At 58.6% G+C, this 17,939-nt stretch carries 19 protein-coding genes; 5 read left to right on the top strand and 14 right to left on the bottom strand.

All coding sequences use genetic code 11. The features are described from left to right. Positions 1-153 precede the first annotated feature (153 nt). The 8 genes from hpaI to RBB47_RS27840 are packed head-to-tail and all read right to left on the bottom strand — an operon-like array spanning position 154 to position 7,827. Entirely contained in the window at positions 154-933 is a 780-nt protein-coding gene (gene hpaI / locus RBB47_RS27875; RefSeq protein WP_305989200.1) for a 4-hydroxy-2-oxoheptanedioate aldolase, read from the bottom strand. A gap of 10 nt (positions 934-943) precedes the next feature. Next, a complete protein-coding gene (hpaH, locus tag RBB47_RS27870; RefSeq protein ID WP_305989199.1) occupies positions 944-1,744 on the bottom strand; it encodes a 2-oxo-hept-4-ene-1,7-dioate hydratase in 801 nt (266 codons plus the stop codon). Then, on the bottom strand, positions 1,741-2,592 hold the full coding sequence (locus tag RBB47_RS27865; protein ID WP_305989198.1) for a fumarylacetoacetate hydrolase family protein: 852 nt from the start codon (positions 2,590-2,592) through the stop codon (positions 1,741-1,743). The genes hpaH and RBB47_RS27865 overlap by 4 nt, the downstream gene beginning before the upstream one ends. Continuing rightward, positions 2,589-3,986 carry a pyridoxal-dependent decarboxylase gene (locus tag RBB47_RS27860; RefSeq protein WP_305989197.1) on the bottom strand — a complete coding sequence of 466 codons (1,398 nt, stop codon included), beginning with the start codon at positions 3,984-3,986 and terminating at the stop codon, positions 2,589-2,591. The genes RBB47_RS27865 and RBB47_RS27860 overlap by 4 nt, the downstream gene beginning before the upstream one ends. Positions 3,987-4,038: 52 nt before the next feature. Continuing rightward, entirely contained in the window at positions 4,039-5,019 is a 981-nt protein-coding gene (gene hpaD, locus RBB47_RS27855) for a 3,4-dihydroxyphenylacetate 2,3-dioxygenase (RefSeq protein WP_305989196.1), read from the bottom strand. A 19-nt stretch (positions 5,020-5,038) separates the two neighbouring features. Next, positions 5,039-5,893 carry a 3,4-dihydroxyphenylacetate 2,3-dioxygenase gene (hpaD, locus tag RBB47_RS27850; protein ID WP_305989195.1) on the bottom strand — a complete coding sequence of 285 codons (855 nt, stop codon included), beginning with the start codon at positions 5,891-5,893 and terminating at the stop codon, positions 5,039-5,041. 29 nt (positions 5,894-5,922) lie between these two features. Then, positions 5,923-7,437 (bottom strand): 5-carboxymethyl-2-hydroxymuconate semialdehyde dehydrogenase, encoded by a 1,515-nt coding sequence (gene hpaE / locus RBB47_RS27845; RefSeq protein ID WP_305989194.1) that lies wholly within the window; start codon positions 7,435-7,437, stop codon positions 5,923-5,925. A 3-nt stretch (positions 7,438-7,440) separates the two neighbouring features. Further along, positions 7,441-7,827, bottom strand: a complete 387-nt coding sequence (locus tag RBB47_RS27840) for a 5-carboxymethyl-2-hydroxymuconate isomerase (RefSeq protein ID WP_305989193.1) — start codon at positions 7,825-7,827, stop codon at positions 7,441-7,443. 102 nt (positions 7,828-7,929) lie between these two features. Here RBB47_RS27840 and hpaR point away from each other — a divergent pair, with 102 nt between their 5' ends. Further along, positions 7,930-8,382: a homoprotocatechuate degradation operon regulator HpaR gene (hpaR, locus tag RBB47_RS27835; protein WP_305989192.1), complete on the top strand. Its 453-nt coding sequence runs from the start codon at positions 7,930-7,932 to the stop codon at positions 8,380-8,382. A gap of 302 nt (positions 8,383-8,684) precedes the next feature. On the opposite strand, the gene RBB47_RS27830 is transcribed toward hpaR, so the two are convergent. Genes RBB47_RS27830 through RBB47_RS27820 form a run of 3 tightly spaced genes read right to left on the bottom strand, consistent with a single transcriptional unit; the run spans position 8,685 to position 11,061 of the window. After that, positions 8,685-9,227, bottom strand: coding sequence for a VOC family protein (locus tag RBB47_RS27830; protein WP_305989191.1), 543 nt, complete (start codon positions 9,225-9,227; stop codon positions 8,685-8,687). 4 nt (positions 9,228-9,231) lie between these two features. Then, complete coding sequence (locus tag RBB47_RS27825; RefSeq protein ID WP_305989190.1) at positions 9,232-9,435, bottom strand: DUF2783 domain-containing protein; 204 nt, start codon at positions 9,433-9,435, stop codon at positions 9,232-9,234. A gap of 3 nt (positions 9,436-9,438) precedes the next feature. Beyond that, a complete protein-coding gene (locus tag RBB47_RS27820; RefSeq protein WP_305989189.1) occupies positions 9,439-11,061 on the bottom strand; it encodes an FAD-dependent oxidoreductase in 1,623 nt (540 codons plus the stop codon). A gap of 197 nt (positions 11,062-11,258) precedes the next feature. On the opposite strand from RBB47_RS27820, the gene RBB47_RS27815 reads away from it, so the two are divergent. Then, positions 11,259-11,750, top strand: coding sequence for a MarR family winged helix-turn-helix transcriptional regulator (locus RBB47_RS27815; RefSeq protein ID WP_305989188.1), 492 nt, complete (start codon positions 11,259-11,261; stop codon positions 11,748-11,750). Between the two features lie 35 nt (positions 11,751-11,785). Here the strand turns inward: RBB47_RS27815 and RBB47_RS27810 are convergent, their stop codons facing one another. The 3 genes from RBB47_RS27810 to RBB47_RS27800 are packed head-to-tail and all read right to left on the bottom strand — an operon-like array spanning position 11,786 to position 14,624. Next, complete coding sequence (locus RBB47_RS27810) at positions 11,786-13,141, bottom strand: aspartate aminotransferase family protein (protein WP_305989187.1); 1,356 nt, start codon at positions 13,139-13,141, stop codon at positions 11,786-11,788. Positions 13,142-13,153: 12 nt separating this feature from the next. Continuing rightward, positions 13,154-13,816: an HAD-IA family hydrolase gene (locus RBB47_RS27805; protein WP_305989186.1), complete on the bottom strand. Its 663-nt coding sequence runs from the start codon at positions 13,814-13,816 to the stop codon at positions 13,154-13,156. After that, complete coding sequence (locus RBB47_RS27800) at positions 13,806-14,624, bottom strand: IclR family transcriptional regulator (protein WP_305989185.1); 819 nt, start codon at positions 14,622-14,624, stop codon at positions 13,806-13,808. Before RBB47_RS27800 ends, RBB47_RS27805 begins: the two co-directional genes overlap by 11 nt. 248 nt (positions 14,625-14,872) lie before the next feature. Between RBB47_RS27800 and RBB47_RS27795 the strand changes: the two genes are divergently transcribed. The 3 genes from RBB47_RS27795 to RBB47_RS27785 all read left to right on the top strand — a co-directional run bounded on the left by RBB47_RS27795 (position 14,873) and on the right by RBB47_RS27785 (position 17,936). Continuing rightward, positions 14,873-15,808, top strand: a complete 936-nt coding sequence (locus tag RBB47_RS27795) for a tripartite tricarboxylate transporter substrate-binding protein (RefSeq protein ID WP_305989184.1) — start codon at positions 14,873-14,875, stop codon at positions 15,806-15,808. 66 nt (positions 15,809-15,874) lie between these two features. After that, entirely contained in the window at positions 15,875-16,414 is a 540-nt protein-coding gene (locus tag RBB47_RS27790; protein WP_305989183.1) for a tripartite tricarboxylate transporter TctB family protein, read from the top strand. 7 nt (positions 16,415-16,421) lie between these two features. Further along, complete coding sequence (locus tag RBB47_RS27785) at positions 16,422-17,936, top strand: tripartite tricarboxylate transporter permease (RefSeq protein WP_305989182.1); 1,515 nt, start codon at positions 16,422-16,424, stop codon at positions 17,934-17,936. Positions 17,937-17,939: the final 3 nt, after the last annotated feature.

Below are 17,939 nucleotides of genomic sequence, written 5' to 3'. Positions count from 1 at the left end.
TGGTTACATTATTTGTCCCTTTTTACGCGCTTGGCAACAGCTCCAGCGGTATTTTTTCAATTGGGGGGCGTCTTTGGACCGCCTGGATGCGCGATTGGTCTCTTCAAACGAAGCACTTGCTTCCTGGCGTGCAGCCAACCGAGTGCTTGAGTCCTAGGAGGTTTGCAGGGCTTTCGCGTCTGTCGCACTTTTGCGGATGGCATTCGCGAACAAGGTGACATCGATGGCCGTTGCAACAAATGTTGCGCCAAGGTCCAGGCAGGTTCGCTGAAGAGCTGTATCCAGCGTGAGAATTCCACCGGCCTTGCCGGAAGCGACGATCGTGCCCATGGCATTGATCACGGCCTTTGCCACGTCAGGGTGCCCCGGATTGCCGATATGGCCCATATCGGCGGCAAGGTCCGACGGTCCAATGAAAACGCCGTCGAGGCCGTCGACTGTCAGAATGTCGTCCAGTGCCGCAAGGCCTTTCAGGTTTTCGACCTGTACCAGCAGGCAGATTTCGTTCCGGGCCGTCGTCAGATAGTCTGGAATGCCGGCAAATCCGGAAGCACGTGCGAGGGCAGAACCCACGCCTCGGACACCATCGGGCGGATAGGTGACGGCAGCGACGAGCTCTCGTGCCTGCTCAGCGCTTTCGACCATCGGAACCAGCAAGGTCTGTGCCCCGGCATCCAGGAGCTGCTTGATCATCCAGGTTTCACCGACAACGGGCCTGACAACCGGATGGCTGTCCGACGCCGCGATCACCTGCAACTGCGCGATGATCGAACGCAGGTCGTTTGGAGCGTGCTCGCCGTCGATCAGGAGCCAGTCGAAACCCGCATGCGCACTGATTTCGGCAATGTAAGGATCTGCCAGGCCCAGCCAGCATCCCATTTGCGGGTTTCCGCTTTTCAGGGCTGCCTTGAAGGCGTTGTGAGGGGCGGGCATCGCTGTCTCCCTAGGCGAAATTGATATCGACCGCTCCGAACGACCCGAAATCGGCATGGATTTCCGTACCCGGAGGGCATTCGATGGGCCGGATGAAGCTGCCGGACAGAACGATATGACCCGGTTCGATCCGCTGCCCGTAGCCGGCCATGCGCCGGGCAAGCCAGGCAACGCTTTCAACCGGGTCGTTCAGAACACCTGCTCCCAGCCCGGTTTCCTCGATCTCACCGTTGCAGAACACCATCGCCCCGACCCACCTGAGGTCGAAGTGATCAGGAAGGTGGCGCCTGTTTCCCAGAACGATACCGGCGTTTGCCGCATTGTCGCTGATCGTGTCATGGACGGTGCGGGTCTGGCCGGTCACCGCGTCTTTCCGGCGAATGCGGGTGTCCAGGATCTCAAGTGCGGGCGCGACATGTCCGGTTGCCGCAAGCACATCTTCGCGCGACACGTCTTCGCCGCCGAGCGAAGACTGCATGACGAAGGCGATTTCGGCCTCGATGCGTGGCTGGATAAAGCGGCCCGCCGGCACCTTAGAACCGTTCAGAAAGGCCATGTCGTCAAACAGGATGCCACTGTCGGGAATGTCTATGTTGAGCGCTGACTGCATCGCCTTGGAGGTCAGTCCGATCTTCCAGCCGATGACTTTGCGCCCCTCATCCAGCTTTTGTGCATAGATGGCGTTTTGGATGGCGTAGGCATCATCCATGCCCATCTCGGGATGGCGCAAGGACAACAGTCCGATCTGCTCACCGGTCCGTTCCGCCTCAAGCAGGTCCCGGGCTGCACGTGCGTGATCGTCCGGTGTCATGCTTCGTCCTCCACGCCGTTGCGCAGAAGGCCGATGCCGTCCACTTCGATCTCGACCACGTCGCCGGGCTTCAGATAGCGGGGCGGGTCGAAACGCGCCCCGGCGCCGGTCGGGGTTCCGGTGACGATCACATCGCCGGGCTGAAGCGTCATGAACGTTGATATGTAGGCGATTTCCTCGCGAACCGGAAACAACATGCGTTTGAGATAATCGTCCTGTCGAACCTCTCCGTTCACCCGGGTGATGATCCGGGCCTCATCGAGTTGTGCGGCATTCCTGAACGGCACCAGCCAGGGCCCCATGGCTCCGGACCGGTCCCAGTTCTTGCCTTGGGTAACATTGAACTTGGCGTGCCGGACCCAGTCGCGGATCGTCCCTTCGTTGCAAAGCGTCAGCGCAGCGATATGGTCATAGGCGTTTTCTGCCTTGATCCGTCTGCCCTCCCTTCCGATAACAATTGCAACTTCGCCTTCGTAATCCAGTGTGTGGTTCTCGGGTGGCCGGATCAGCGGACGGTCATGCCCGGTAAAGCCACTAGCAAAGCGCGGGAACAGAGACATGTATTTCGGCAGTGCGCTGCCGTCCTTGTATTCGGCATTCCTGTCGGGAAAGTTCACGCCGACGCAAAGAATGCGCGGTGCATCCGGCAGCACCATTTCGTAGACAAAGTCAGAGTGGGTTACGGATTTGCCGTTCGCAGCTTCTGCCAAGGTTTCCAATCCTTGGGCGGCCATGGCGCTGTAAAGCGTCGGCCACTGCGGAAACTCGGGAGACAGTGCGATCATGCCTTTCTCGGTCACCGCGCCATAGTAGGATTTGCCGCCGGCGGTATAGGTTGCGAACCTCATGCGATTTTCCTCCAGACATCTCGGATGACATCTGCGGCCATCATCACTTCCTCACGCGTCGTGTTGAACTGCCCGACCTGAAATCGGATGATCTTGCGTCCCTGAAAAGCGCCCTGCGTGAGATAGATGCGCCCGTCGCTGTTGAGCGCGTCCACCAAACGTTGCTGGGCATCGTCATCTCCCGGACAGCGGAAGGAAAACAGGCTGAGGATCGGTTCGGTGACAATCTCGAAGCCCTCCATCGCACGAATTTCCTCGCAGATATCCCGTGACCAGGCGACATGGTTGCGGATGCGGTCTCTCAGGCCTTCGAGCCCGTAGGCACGGATCATGAACCAGATCTTCAAAGCGCGGAACCGGCGGCCGAGCGGAATGGTCCATTCCGAGTAGTTGGTCACCGCATCGCCAGATGTCTTCAGGTATTCGGGTTCGATCTTCAGCGTGTTCAGTTGCGGCGCGGGATCGGCCAGAAACTGGACGGAACAGTCGAACTGGGCACCGAGCCATTTGTGCGGGTTGAAAACGATGCTGTCGAATCCGTCAACACCGTCCCAGAAGTCGGCGCGAAACTCGGGGCAGATCATCGCAGCACCGGCCCAGGCCGCGTCGAGATGGCTGTAAAGATCGTGCGCGCGAATGACCTGAAGAACCGGCGCGAGTGCGTCGGACGCTCCGACGCCTGTCCCACCCGTGATGGCAATGACGCCAGCCGGTGTGTGACCGGCGGCGCGATCGGCGGCAATCGCCTGCTGCAAGGCATTGGTGTCCAGTGCGTATCTCGGACCAGTCGCCGGGAGCTTGACGAGGTTTTCCTGTCCGATCCCGGCGACCCAGCAGGCGCGGTCGATGGAACTGTGCACCTGATCCGATGAATAGATCCGAAGATTGCCCTTGCCCGAGAGCCCCTCCCTGTTGCCTGTAAAACCTGTTGCCCTTTCGCGCATGGTCAGAACGGCCGAGAGCGTTGCCGAAGAGGCACTGTCCTGAATGACGCCGCTGTAGCTTTGCGGCAAGCCCATGGCCTGGCGCAGCCAGTCGACCATGACCGTTTCCATTTCAGTTGCTGCTGGCGACGTCTGCCAGAGCATGCACTGCGCGGCGATCACCGTGACCAGCATTTCCGCCAGCATCGAAGGCGGTGCTGCATTGGCAGGGAAATAGGCGAAGAAACGCGGGTGCTGCCAGTGGGTGATGCCGGGCATGACGATGCGCTCGAAGTCGGAAAGAACCGTCCCCATCTCATCTGCGGATTCGGGCGGCGAACCGGGGAGTTGCGCAGCGATCTCGCCAGGTGCCGTCTGGGCGCGGACGGGCCGCTCGGACAGGGTTTTGTGATAATCCGCTGCCCAGTCGGCGATGTGCTTGCCCCAGTGGGCGAACTCGTCCCAGTCCATGGACTATTCCTTAGAAATGAACGACCCGGTCATGGGCGATTATGAGCCAATTTCAGGGTGCCACAATCGGCTGTGCTGCAAGACTGGACGCCTGGATTTCGGTGCCTTCGAAAAGCGATCCTTCCTCGAACCAGCTTTTCGGGGCAGGCGCCCCCCAAAGGGTCTGGCGCTGCGGATCCTTGAGGTCCCATTTGATCGGTTCGAGGTCCGGGTCCACCGTTTGGTAGTCGGAGCAGTAGATTTCGGTCCGGTGACCGTCCGGGTCGCGGATATAGAGGAAGAACGCGTTGGAGATCCCGTGCCGGCCGGGTCCGCGCTCGATGTTGGATACCCAGCCCGTAGTCGACATGAGGTCGAGCAGGTCGATGATGTTCAGGGGTGTCGGCACCCAAAAGGCCGTGTGATGGAGACGCGGTCCCTTGCCGTTGGTAAAGGCGATGTCGTGCACGCCGCCCTTGCGATGCGTCCATGCCGCCCAGAGACGGCCGGTTTCCTCGTCCTCGGTGTATTCGGTCACCCGGAAGCCGAGTTCGTTATAGAACGCGACGGACTCGTCCACATTCGGCGAGAAGCAGTTGAAGTGATCGATGCGGAGTGGCTTCACACCGCGGTAGAGCGCGTATTTCTGGTGGATCGGGGGCAGGCGGTCCATCCGGCAATAGAATTCCAGCGGGATGCCATGGGGGTCCCGGGTCCGGAATGTGCGCGACTGAAACGGCCGCTCCACCCATTCGACCGGCAGGCCCTTGCTTTTGAAGAAATGCGCCGCCTTGTCGAGGCTGTCTTCGTCAAAGATCTTGAAACCGAGATCGCGGGCGCACGCCTCGTCGGACTTTCGCAGCACGACGCAGTGATGGCCGCGTTCTTCCATTGCGCGCAGATAGATCGCGTCTGAGTTCTCGTCGGTGACCTGCAGCCCGAGCGTGTCGACGTAGAACGCCCGGCTTTTGGCAAGATCCGTGACCGCCAGTTCCACATGGCTGAGGCGGACGATGTTGAAGGGCGGGTAAAGATTGGGAGCGGGGATCGGCATCGTATTTTACCTGCTGGTCTTATTGAACCGGGAAGATGACGTTGGTCTGGCCGGTGCCGGAACTCGGGAAATACTCCGTCACGACTTCGCATTCGCTGTCGTAGGTATCCCAGCCAAGCGCGCCGTAGAGCATCGCCGTATCATGCATGGACCCCTCGCCGCAGCAGTGTTCTGCATAGTCCGGCAGCATTTTCAGGAAGGCGGCATGATCGCCCCGTTGCCACATATCCAGAACATGCAGGTCAACCTGGCGATTGAACTCGGAGGAAATTGTAAAAGTGCCGTTGTTGGCAGCGTAGTCCTTGTTCGCCCATATCTTGTGTGACAGGGACCCGGATGCGACCAGCAGCACCTTCTCATCGCTGGCATCGACCGCCTCCCGGATCGCTTCACCGATACGCCGGCTTTCCTGGTGATCGTGAACGGTGCACCAGGCAGCGACCGAGACCACTTTCATCTCGTGTTCGCGGCTCATGAAGCGCATGGGAACGAGTGTGCCGTATTCCAGTTCCAGGCTGTCGAGATGGTGGGCAAGCGTGTGTGTGCCCTTGTCCATGGCGGCCTTGGCAATGGCGTCGCCCAGTTCCGGATTGCCCCGGTAGCTGTAGGGCAGGTTCTGAATGAAATGCGGAAATTCGTTCGAGGTGAAGAGGCCCTCGAACCGGCTGTTGGCGTTGATGTGAAACCCGGCATTGATCACCCAGTGGGTATCACAGACAACAACGGTGGTGGCACCGAGTTCCTTTGCCCGGCGCGCGATTTCGTAATGCCCGTTGATCGCGGGCTGGCGCTTTCCCTTGACCGGGCCTTCCTGCTCGGACATCAGCATGGTCGGCACGTGCGTGACCTTTGCCGCGAGTACGATCTCACCCATTTTTTCCTCCCGGAAGCCGTCGGCCTGGCTCACTGCGCACCGAGGCGCGGGATCGCATGCTGACCCGTGGCGAAGGCGACATTTTTCTGTTCCATGTAGAATTCGAAAGACCAGTCACCGCCATCACGTCCGATGCCACTCGCCTTGACACCTCCGAAGGGTGTCGGCAGGTGGCGGACATTCTCCGAGTTAACCCAGATCATGCCTGCTTCCAGGTTGTTGGTGAACCGGAGCGCCCGCGTCAGGTCATTGGTCCAGACATAACCGGTGAGGCCGTACTGGACGTCATTTGCAATGCTGAGTGCTTCGTCTTCCGTCTTGAAGCGGATGCTGGTCAGCACAGGCCCGAAAATTTCTTCCTGGGCAATGTTCATGCGGTTGTCTGCATGCGTGAACAGGGTCGGGCGGACGAAGAAGCCGGTATCGCCGACCCTGCTGCCACCGGCAGCAACTGTCGCCCCGTTTTGCCTGGCGACATCGAAATAGGTCGTGACCTTCTCAAAGTGGGTGCTGTGAATGAGCGGGCCGACCTCTGTCTTCGGATCAAGCGGATGGCCGACCCTGATGTTGTTCACCCGTTCGATCAGCCTGGCCTCGAACGCATCGGCAACGCTGTCCTGCACCAGCAGACGCGAGGAGGACGTGCACCGCTCGCCGTTGAGCGAATAGATCATGAAGATTGCGGCATCGAGCGCACGGTCCAGATCCGCATCCTCGAAGACGATGACCGGGTTCTTGCCGCCGAGTTCGAAGTGCACCCGTTTCAATGTATCCGCGCCTTGCTTCATGATCATGGACCCAGTCCGGCTCTCGCCGACAAAGGCAATCGCCTTGATGTCCGGGTGTTCCGTCAGTGCCTTGCCGGCGTCCTCACCGAAACCGTTCACAAGGTTCCAGACGCCTTTCGGCAGACCGGCGTCTTCAGCGATTTCCATGAGGATGCGCGCGGTCAGGGGAGAAAACTCCGCCGGCTTGTGCACGACAGTACATCCGGCCGCCAGCGCAGGCGCGATTTTCCAGGTCGACAACATGAACGGTGTGTTCCAGGGCGTGATCACGCCGACCGGACCGATGGGGACACGTGTCGTTACGTTCATGAGTGTCGGCGATGGCAGGGATTGACCGTCTCGTGCGCCGGGCGCTTTGTCGGCAAAGAAACGGAAGTTTTCAGCGCCGCGCAGTGCGGCTTTTGACATGAAGCGCAAAGCCTGGCCTGTGTCCCAGCATTCACAAAGGGCAATTTCTTCCGCGCGCTCGACGATCTTGTCTGCGATCCTGTGGAGGATTTTCTTGCGTTCCACGGCTCCCATGTCGCGCCAGGCCGGGAATGCTTTTTTGGCGGCCCTGGCCGCCGCGTCGATGTCCGCCGCGCCCCCTTTGGCAACGCTGCAGATCAGGCTTTCGTCGACCGGGGACCTGGTTTCAAAAACCTCGCCGGACAGGGCAGTGAGCGCTTCGCCGTCGATCTGGTTCAAGATACCGGCAGCCTTGAAGCGGGCCAGGTAACCGTCAAGCTTTTGGATGTTTTCCTGAAGATCGGACATGGTTCAGTCAGTTCCCAAATGGTCGCGAATGGTGCCCGTTTTGGGCGCAAGGTCCGGATCGATGTCACGTATCTCAAGGGACAGCGCGAGCGAACTCGTTGAAAGGACCGGTTCCAGGAACGCCTTTGCGGCGTTGAACAGACGTTCTGCGGCGTCTTTTTTTACGTCCATCGGACGTCCGGCGCGCATGCGCACGGAGATGTCGATGAAAGCGTGTTTCGGGTCACCGTCTGCGATGCTGAAATGCTCGGCCCTGAGCGCGCGGACGCGAATGCCGGGCATTGGAAGAGCATCGATTGCGGCAGCTTCGGCGCGCAGGTGGTCACACAGATCCTGAATGTTGACCCGCCCGTCCAGATTGGCGGAATATTCAAGGGAGATGTGTGGCATTGGATTTCCTTAACAACGCAATATTTGCTATGTTAAATATATTGGATCGAAATTGTCAATCTTTTTGTGTCCAATGCGCTGCAAATTCGCTATGAGCCCAGAATGATCGACGACAAGGAACCTGTGGGCGGCCGGGCGCTGCCATCGACAAGACGCTCAATTCCGATTGCGCTCATCCGGGCGCGCGAAAAGGTCATGGCCCCGATCCGCGAGATGCTCGCCGAAACCGGGATTACCGAACAGCAGTGGCGGATCTTGCGTGTTCTGGAGGAATTCGGGCCGCAGGACGCATCGTCACTGGCCGATCGAGCTTGTCTACTGCTACCAAGCCAGACACGAATTGTGCAGACCCTGCTGGAAAAGGGTCTCGTTACCCGGCAGGCCGACGAAAAAGACCGGCGCAAGCAAACCGTTGCGATTACCGAAGCCGGACGGGCAATCATCCACGACAATCTCGCGGAAGCCCAGTCGATTGCCGCCAGGATCGAAGATGTCATCGGCAAGGACCGGCTTCAGGAGCTTCTGGACATTCTGGACGATTTCCAGAAGCTCTAGGGTACGGACCCATAAATGAAGTCGATTTGGTTTGGATCGTTTTGACCAGATGAAAGGAGGGAAAGCGCAGGAAATGTGGTTCATTTTCAAGCCTTTCCCGACGCAGCAAATGGCCAAAACGGACAAATCCGAAGGACGGCAACATGGCTTCACCTCGCAGCGTCACCGTGCTTGACCGGGCAACAAGCCCGCTCTTCACACGTTTCCTCGCGAGATTTCGCCATTTCTGCCGCCAAATCGGCTTCATTTATGAGTCCGCACCCTAGGGTCCGGACCCTTGTGTCAGGTGGGACTGGTGATGGTCAAACGTCACTCAGTTCCTTGGCATGCAGCCAGTCGGCGTGTTTCGGCGCCCGCTTGGTGCGGGACCACTCTTCCAGCATTTCCCATTTCACCTCGTTGAGGCGCGAAAGCATGGCGTCTTCTTCCGGATCGGGGCAGGCGAGCTCGACGCGATGTCCGTTCGGGTCGAAAAAGTAGATCGAATGGAAGATGGAGTGGTCGGTAACGCCGAGAACATCGACGCCGTTTGCTTCCAGGTGATCCTTGAACTTGAGCAGTTCGTCGCGGTCCTTCACCTTGAAGGCGATGTGCTGTACCCAAACGGGCGTGTTTTCGTCGCGGCCCATTTCCGGCTTGGTGGGCAGTTCGAAAAACGCAAGCACATTGCCGTCGCCCGCATCCAAGAAGAGGTGCATATAGGGGTCGGGTTCGTGGGTTGAGGGAACATGATCCTCGGCAATGGCCAGGATGAAGTCCATGTTCAGCATCTTGCCGTACCACTCGACGGTTTCTTTTGCGTCCTTGCAGCGGTAGGCGACGTGGTGGATCTTCTCGATTTTCATGGTCTCAGGTCTCCTTTCCCGGATTGGAAGCGGCTTTGATCGCTTTTCTCAGGATGTCGCGATCGCCGATGTGGTTGGCAAAAAGCAGGACCAGCCTGGCGTTGAGCGCAGCGCTCTCGGCGTCACTCAGGCCCTCGTGCGCACCAATCAGATCGGCGTAAAAACCGTCGGGATCTTCGATATTGGGTTTCAGATTGAGTGTAGACATGGCCTAGTCCTTTCCGCAGGCTTTGCGCAAAGCCGTTCGCATGGCGGTTTCGTCAAACGCCGGCCAGCGGGCGGCAACGTGCTGGTCGGGCCGAATCAGGTAGACGGCAGCGGATGCGTCGCCGAGGTAACGCTCCGCGAGAACACCGGTTGGATCATCGCTGGCTGAGATCGCAAACCGGCGCGCCGTAACCCCGTCCTCTTCCAGCATTTCAGGCGCTTCCGCTCCAATTGTCAGAATCTGGAAGTCATTGCCGAGCCGGGGCAGCAGGAAACCGTCGCCCACGGGAGCGTCCGGACATGGGCTGCCAACGCGTGTCCGGGATGGTCCGCCTGGCAAGGCGTCCGGACCGTTGAGGCTCAGCCCGTCATAGGTACAGGGCAAGCTGAGCCGTCCTGAATTGACCAGCGGTCGTGCAAACTCATAGTGCTCGGCCAGGTCAAGCACGGCATTGCGGAAGATATGGCTGATGGCTGATTTCGGCGTGATGAAGTCGGTCGAGCGGGTCGAGTTCAGAATGTTTTCGTCAGCGCCGTGGATCCGCTCCTCGTCATAGCTGTCGAGCAGGCTCTCGGGTGCCTTGCCGGTGATGACGAGACTGAGTTTCCAGCCGAGATTGTCAACGTCCTGCATGCCGGAATTCGCACCGCGCGCGCCGAACGGGCTGACCTGGTGCGCGGCATCGCCCGCAAAGATCACCCGGCCGTGCCGGAACCTGTCCATCCGCTTGCATTGGAAGGTGTAGATAGAGGACCACACCATTTCATATTCGATGTCCGGTCCGAGCATCGCGTCGAGGCGGCGACGGATATTCTCTTCCTTGATCTCCTCGGCCCTGTCGACGTCCCAGCCGATCTGGAAATCGATCCGCCAGGTATCGTCGGGCTGTTTGTGGAGAAGCGTCGAGGCGCCGGAGCCGTGTGACGGCTCGAACCAGAACCAGCGTTCGGTTGGAAATTCCGCCTTCATGCGAATGTCGGCAATAAGGAAACTGTCCTTGAAGACGCGTCCGGTGAAATCGAGCCCGAGCATGCTTCGGAGCGGTGAATTCGCCCCGTCACAGCCAATCAGCCAGTCAGCTTCCAGCGTGTAGGCGCCATCCGGTGTCATGACCCTCAAGACAACGTGGTCGTCCCTGACGTCAATTGAATCCACCCGGTTCTTGCCGCGCAGTTCAATAGGAGCACCGTCAGCCTGGGCTTCACGAACACGGTCGACGATGAATTTTTCGAAATAGGGCTGCTGCAGATTGATGAAGGCAGGATACTTGTGCCCTTCCTCCGGCAGCAGATTGAATTCGAAGACCTTGCGATCTTCATGGAAGACCTTTCCCAGGTTCCAGACGACGCCCTTTTCGAGCATCGGTTCGCCACAACCGTATCGGTCGGCAACTTCCAGGCAGCGTTTGGAAAAACAGATGGCACGTGAGCCCATGCCGATCCCTTCGTGATCGTCCAGCACCACCACCGGAATGCCTTGCAGACCGAGGTCAAGCGCTGTTGCGACGCCGATCGGTCCGCCGCCCATGACGACGACCGGGTGCCGGACCGGAGTGTCGGCGTCCTGGTCGGCCGAGCGTTTGTAGGGATACAGCTTGAATGCCAACGAATAACGGTCTTGAAACACCTTAGTTTCTCCTCCCGGTTCAGGTCTGGGTCCCACACTCGAAGACCGCGCCCGGCCCTCCAATTTTCAAAAAAAGCCGGCTTCCAATGGCTGGTTTGCCGTCTTTTCCATTAGTTACATCTGTAACTATATTGTTATCGTTGCAATCGCAACGAAAGTCAATATCATTTCATCTGCAACGTTTCGGAGATGGTTTTTTGGCTGGAAAAAACTTCAATCTGTCCGCTTTTTTGCCTTATCGGCTCGCGGTTCTATCGGAGCGCGTCAGCCGCCGGCTGGCCGTTGAATACGAAAGACTTCATGGTCTTTCAGTTGCCGAGTGGCGCGTCCTCGTTCATTTGCTCAGGCACGAAAAAGTCTCGGTCCGGGAGATCCATACCTGCGTCAATCTTGACAAGCCACGTGTGAGCAGGGCGGTCGCACGTTTGGAGGCAGCAGGATTTGTCGACAAGATTCAGGACACGGCGGACGCGCGGCTGGTTGCGATCTCGCTGACAGAAAAGGGGCTTGCCGCACTCGGCGACATCCTGCCGGAGGCGCAGACCATCGAGGCGCATCTTCTAGCGTGTTTGAGCCCGCGAGAGGTGCAGAGCTTTTTCACGGTGATGGAAAAGCTCCACGGCGTTCTCGACGGTGATCCCAAAGCCCGGCCCCGCATGCCGGCGGATGTCGACGGGCTCCGCGACTAGTTTTTTCGCTCTTGATTTCCCGTTCGGCAAACCCCTCAAGAGGCCGCTTCAAAACCTTTGTCGAGAGCGTTCAGGATCGCGTCCACATGCGCTTCGGTCAGGACCAGTGGGGGGGACAGAATGATGTTGTTGCCGGACACCCGGACCATGGCGCCGTTCTCGTATGCCGTCCGGTGGACCTTGCCGATCGTTCCCTTGTCGATAGGCGCTTTCGTTGCCCGATCCGAAACAAGTTCCAGCGCACACATCAGGCCGTGACCGCCGCGCACATCGCCGATCGCTTCGTGCTTCATGAACAGCTTCCGGAGCCCTTCATGCAACTGTTTGCCGCGTGCGGCGGCATTGTCCTTCACATTCAACCGTTCGGTTTCCTTCAGACAGGCGATGGCAGCGGCTGCACCGACCGGGTGACCGGAATAGGTGTAGCCCGACCCGATTGAGCCCTTGCCGGACGCGTCATTTTCAAACGCTTCGGCGACAGCTTCAGACACCATGACGGCACCGAATGGAAAATAGCCGTTTGTGATCGCCTTGGCGCAGCACAAAAGATCCGGTTTGACACCCCAATGCCGGGCACCAGTCCAGCTGCCTGTGCGCCCGAACGCCGTAATGACTTCATCTGAAATCAGCAGGATGCCGTTCTTAGAGCAGATCTCGCGGACGCCAGGCATGAAGCTCTCGTGGGGTGGAATGACGCCGCCCGCACCGAGTATCGGTTCCATGATAAAAGCGGCAATGGTGCTTGGGTCCTGGAACTTGATTTCGTCTTCCAGAGCCGAAAGGCACAGTTGCGCAAGCTTTTCCGGGTCGGTTTCGTTGAACGGATTGCGGTAGGTGTATGGCGACGGGATATGGTAGCAGCCCGGCATCAGCGGTTCGTAGGCGGTTCTGAAATTGGCGTTGCCGTTGACCGATGCGCCCATCGTGTGCGTGCCGTGATAGCCTTTTTTAAGGCTGAGGAATTTTGTTCGTCCGGCTTCCCCGCGAAGCTTGTGATACTGGCGCGCCAGACGAAGCGACACCTCCACACTGTCGGAACCGCCGGAGGTAAAGAAGGCGCGGCTCAGCCCGTCGGGTTCGAAAAACTCCCGGAGCATGGTGCTCAGCTCAATCACCGCGTCGTTGGTCGTCCCGCGGAAAATTGAATAGTAGGGCAGTTTTTCAAGCTGGTCTGAAATTGCCTGTTTCACCGGCGCGCAGGAATAGCCGAGATTGACGTTCCAGAGCCCGCCGACGGCATCGACAACCCTGTTGCCGTCAACGTCGGTGATCTCGACACCGTCACCGCCAACGATGATATCGGGCGGATTGGCAAGGCTGTCAGCCGGATGCGCCATCGGATGCCATAGGTGCCGGGCGTTGTTTTCCTTCAGGAAATTCGCTTCCTTCATATCGGATCTCCTTTATCCGGGTGACAGGCCAAGCAGCCTCAATGCGTCTGCATATGAGGCTGCCGGGTCGAGGACGTTGAAATGCACCGTGCGCATGCCGACCGCATCCGCTCCATTGATGTTCCGGAGCTGGTCGTCGACAAAGACACAGGATTCTGCCGGAAGACCGAGTTCCTTGAGGCAGAGTTCGTAAGCGCGCGGATCAGGCTTGAGGATCTTTGTGTAGGTCGCGTCAATGATGACGTCGAAATCATCCAGGAATGCCAGCTTGCTGCGAAAGTCGGCGCCGTAGAACAGATCCAGTTCGTTGGAAAGGATGGCAAGTTTCCGGCCGGCCTGACGTGCGGTCTCGATTGCTTCCAGGGCTTCGGGCCGCATCACGGCTTCCGGGTCCGCGCCTCGGGCCGCTTTCACGAAATCAGCCATTTCCGTCCATGGCCGGTTCGTCAGCGCCGCGACTTCCTCTGTCCGCCGACGCCAGTAGTCGCGCTCGGAGATCTCGTCGGCCTGCATTGACGTCCACAGGGGATCGGTCTCCGGTGCGAAAGGCCCCCGCCAGGTCAGGGTTCCGGCGGAAAGCCCGAGAGCCTTCTCGGTGAGGTCATGCGTTTCGAACAGGGTTCGTGTCACCACGCCACCGAAATCCAGGACAAGAGCTTCCGTATCACGCGGCATCAGACCAGATCCTTCTGAGATCGACGGGAACGACACCGCCCAGTTGCTCGGTGACGACGTGCGCAGTCCTCGGGAGGGCCGATTTGATTTTGCGTTTCAGATCGTCGGTCATGCGCATCGTTGGCGCGGCGACGGCAATCGTTCCGACCGCCTCTGGCTGATCCGCAAACAGAGGCGCCGCGAACGAGGAAACATGCGCTTCAAATCCCTGGTCGACAAAGGCGATACCGTCCTCGCGCACCCCTGCAACGACCTCTTCCAGAGTTCCGGGATCGGTTATTGTGAACTCCGTCGACGCCGAAAGCGACGACTTGAGCACCTCCGGCAGCAAGTGCTCCGGTCCAAAGGCGAGCATCGCTAGACCTGACGCGGTCGCATGCAACGGCAACAGTTCCGCCTCGTCGAAGTAGACCCGTGTGCCGTGAATGAGGGCGTCATGGTGGAATAGGGGCGACATGTGCGTGCCTTCGCGAAGAGACACATGCACAAGCTCGCCGAGTTCCGACGCCAGCGCTTCCACCAGCGGTGCGACGATGGATCTTGCCGGAAACAGGCGTTCGCGGACTGCGGCAAGACGCAGAATTGCGGGTCCAAGTCTGTATCCGCGCGTCTCGGGGTTCTGTTCAAGGAAGCCGTTTGCAGCAAGTTCAATGAGATGACGGTGCACCGTGGCTTTGTCCTGACCGGACAGGGTCCTGAACTCGGTCAGGCCGATCTCAGCGCGGCCTGGAGAAAAAAAGTTCAGCAAATTGAGCGCTTTGGTGATCGTTCCCATCGATTGCCCGGTCCGTGTCGATTGCCGTTTCATGTCTCGCCGCGGTGTTGCCGCGATCGTTGAGTCGCATTTATCTTGACAGATAGTTACAAATGAAACAATATTTATTTGATACCTAGGGTTCATTATATGAACCGTCTCTGAGTGCAACACAATCCCATCCGCCGTTCGATTGGAGGTTGACAGAACATTATTTAATATGACAATTATTAACATAGCAAATAAAAAAATCGAGACCGGCACAAAGCCCGGCGGATAACCACCAGATGAGGGACTTGATTATGAGAAAGCATGCGATTGCCCTGACTGCGGCAAGCCTGATGAGTGTGACGGCTGCTTTGGCGGACTATCCCGAAAAGCCCGTTTCCTTCATCGTTCCCTGGCCTCCAGGTGACCTGGAAGATGTTCTGACACGGCTGATCGCCGACGAATTTCAGGAAATGTACGGCGTTCCGGCGGCTGTCGTGAACAAGCCGGGCGGTGGCGGTGGCCCGTTCCCGGGTGCCGTGGAAGTCGCGACCGCTCCTGCTGACGGCTACACCATCGGGTCTTTCGTCCCGGCAGTGCCGATCGCAGGCGAACTCATCGGAATTCCGGAGCTGACACCCAATCCGTTCGAGCCGATCGGCATTTTCATGACCTATCCGTTCGTGATTGCCGCGGGCGCTGATGCTCCTTATTCCAACTGGGAAGAGCTGGTGGCCTACGCCAAGGAGAACGATGTTGCCCTCGGTCACTTCGGTTCGGTCTTGCCGCCAACCCGGATTACGCTTGCACTGGCTGCGTCCTCCGATTTCGAATTTGGCAGCGATGCAGCGTTCGATGAGTTGAACTGCAACACGCTGGCGTCGGGCGATGTGGACGTGATCAACACGACATTGCAGCAGATCTTCCCGTGCAAGGACGATTTGAAGATCCTTGCCAGCATTGGCACGGAGCGGATCTCCATCATTCCCGATGTGCCGAGGGTTTCAGAGATCAACCCGGACCTGAACGTTGCGCTGTGGAACGGCCTCTTTGTTCACAAGGATGTCCCGGCTGACGCACGCGAGAAGATCGAGGCTGCTGCCAAGGCGGCTCTTGAAAAGCCGGAAGCGCAAAATCTGATCGGCGAAACCGGCGTTCTGATCTACTGGCAGGATGCAGATGCGTCCAATGCGCAGATCGCATCCGACAAAGAGGTCAATGGAAAGATCTCCGAACTGCTCGGCGAGTAAGGCGAAGGTCCGGCCGGGTGGCGTTTCAAAGCGCCATCCGGCCCTGCAGCGCAAGGGTCGGGACCAATGGCACACCTCAAGACATTTCAGGAATTGTTCCGGCGGCACAGACACCCCGGCGACCTTGTTTTCGCGATTGTTTTCCTGGCGTTTTCCATCTTTCTGCTGACGCAGATCTACGGTGAGACGTCCTGGGTGAAGCGCACGAAATGGTTCGCGCAACCGCGCTTCTGGCCGGCTGCGTCACTGATCTTCATGACGCTGTTCGCGCTCCTGCATTTCATCGGTTCCGTGTGTTCTCCACGCATGCTGGGAAGGTGGTTTGAAGTCCTGTTCTGGCTGCGATCGCTGGAATTCGTGCTGTATTTTCTGCTTTATGTCGCGGTCGTGCCTTTGCTGGGATATCTGCCGTCAACTGTCCTGTTCACGTGTTTTCTGACCGTTCGTGTCGGTCTCGCGTCGCCGCGTTTCATAGCTTTTGCGAGCTTGTTCGCCGTGTGCGTCGCGGTGATTTTCCGGGCGTTTCTTCAAGTGAAAATTCCAGCCGGTCAGATTTACGAGGCTCTTCCCGATCCTCTCAAGGCCTTTGCGCTGACCTACCTGTGAGGCGACGATGGAAACGGTTCTTTCAAGCATTTCCATTTTGGCCCAGTGGCAGGTTCTGGTCGCCCTTCTGCTCGGCTCGATCGGTGGTGTGATCATCGGGGCGTTGCCCGGAGTAGGCGCCGCAGTCGCAATCGCCATTCTGCTTCCGGCAACTTTTGCCTTCGAACCGATCGTTGGCCTGACGCTGATGCTTGGCGTTTATGGCTCGTCCATGTATGGCGGCGCCATCCCGGCCATCCTGATCAACACGCCAGGGACGGCGGTCAATGCGCTGACGACCTATGACGGCTATCCGATGACAAAGCGCGGCGAAGGGCACCGGGCGTTGTCTCTGGCCTATTCCGCTTCGTTTTTCGGTGGGATTTTCTCTGTCGTCTGCCTGATCCTGCTGTCGCCGTTGCTGGCCATGATCGCCCCGCATTTCGGCAGTCGCGAGATCTTTCTGGCAGCCCTTCTCGGCATCATTCTTGTCGTCCTGGCGCATCGCGGACAGGTCTTTGCCGCGGGCATGCTGGCGTCCTTCGGCATTTTCCTGAGCACCATCGGGCTTGAGCCGGTCAAATACACCAAGCGCTTCACCTTCGACATGACCTGGCTGACGTCGGGGATCAATCTGATCGTCGTCGTACTCGGCCTGTTCGCAATTTCCCAGGCGTTGCTGCTGCTGGTCGACAAGGACCACAAGCCCGGCAAGGCGCATGTGGACGGCAATCTCTTCTCCGGCCTCAGCGAGTTGTTCCGCTTCAAGCGGATCGCCTCGGTCTCCTCAAGTCTCGGCGTGCTGATGGGCATGATCCCGGGCGTCGGCGAGTTCACCGCCCAATTCCTGTCCTACACATATGCCCAGAAGACCTCGAAGACACCGGACGACTTCGGCAACGGATCTCCCGAGGGGCTCGTTGCGTCGGAGGCGGCAAACAATGCGGTCCCGGGAGCAGCGATGATCCCGCTGCTGGCGCTCGGAATTCCTGGGGAAGCCCTGACCGCGATGATGCTGTCAGTGTTTTATGTTCACAACGTCATTCCGGGTCCACAGCTCTTTCAGGGACAGCTCGATTTCGTGATCGCGATCTACATCGCGCTGATCATGCTGAACGTCATTGTCCTGGCTTTCCTGTTGTCGTCGACAAACCTTCTGTTGAAGATCATTCAGATCCCGACCCGCTTCCTTGGTGTGATGATCTTGACGCTGTCCTTTGTCGGCGTCTATTCGCTGCGCAACTCGATCACCGATTGTGCCATCGCATCCGCATTCGGTGTCTTCGGCCTGATCCTGAAGCGGCTCAATCTGCCGATCGTTCCCATCATTCTCGGAATGGTGCTCGGCGGCATCATGGAAGTGAAGCTCCGCAGCGCCATGGCACGGGTGAAATCACCGCTCGATTTCGTCGACCGGCCGATCGCCGCCATCCTGTTTGCGATGATCCTGCTCATTCTGGTCCTGCATGTTCGAACCGTGATCAGGGAGCAGAAAGAAAAGCGCGAACAGGAAATGTCAGGCAGCACAGAAACATCGACATAGCAA

Source organism: Roseibium sp. MMSF_3544 (assembly GCF_030732845.1).
Classification (GTDB): domain Bacteria; phylum Pseudomonadota; class Alphaproteobacteria; order Rhizobiales; family Stappiaceae; genus Roseibium.
This window is presented reverse-complemented; position numbering and strand designations above follow the sequence as displayed.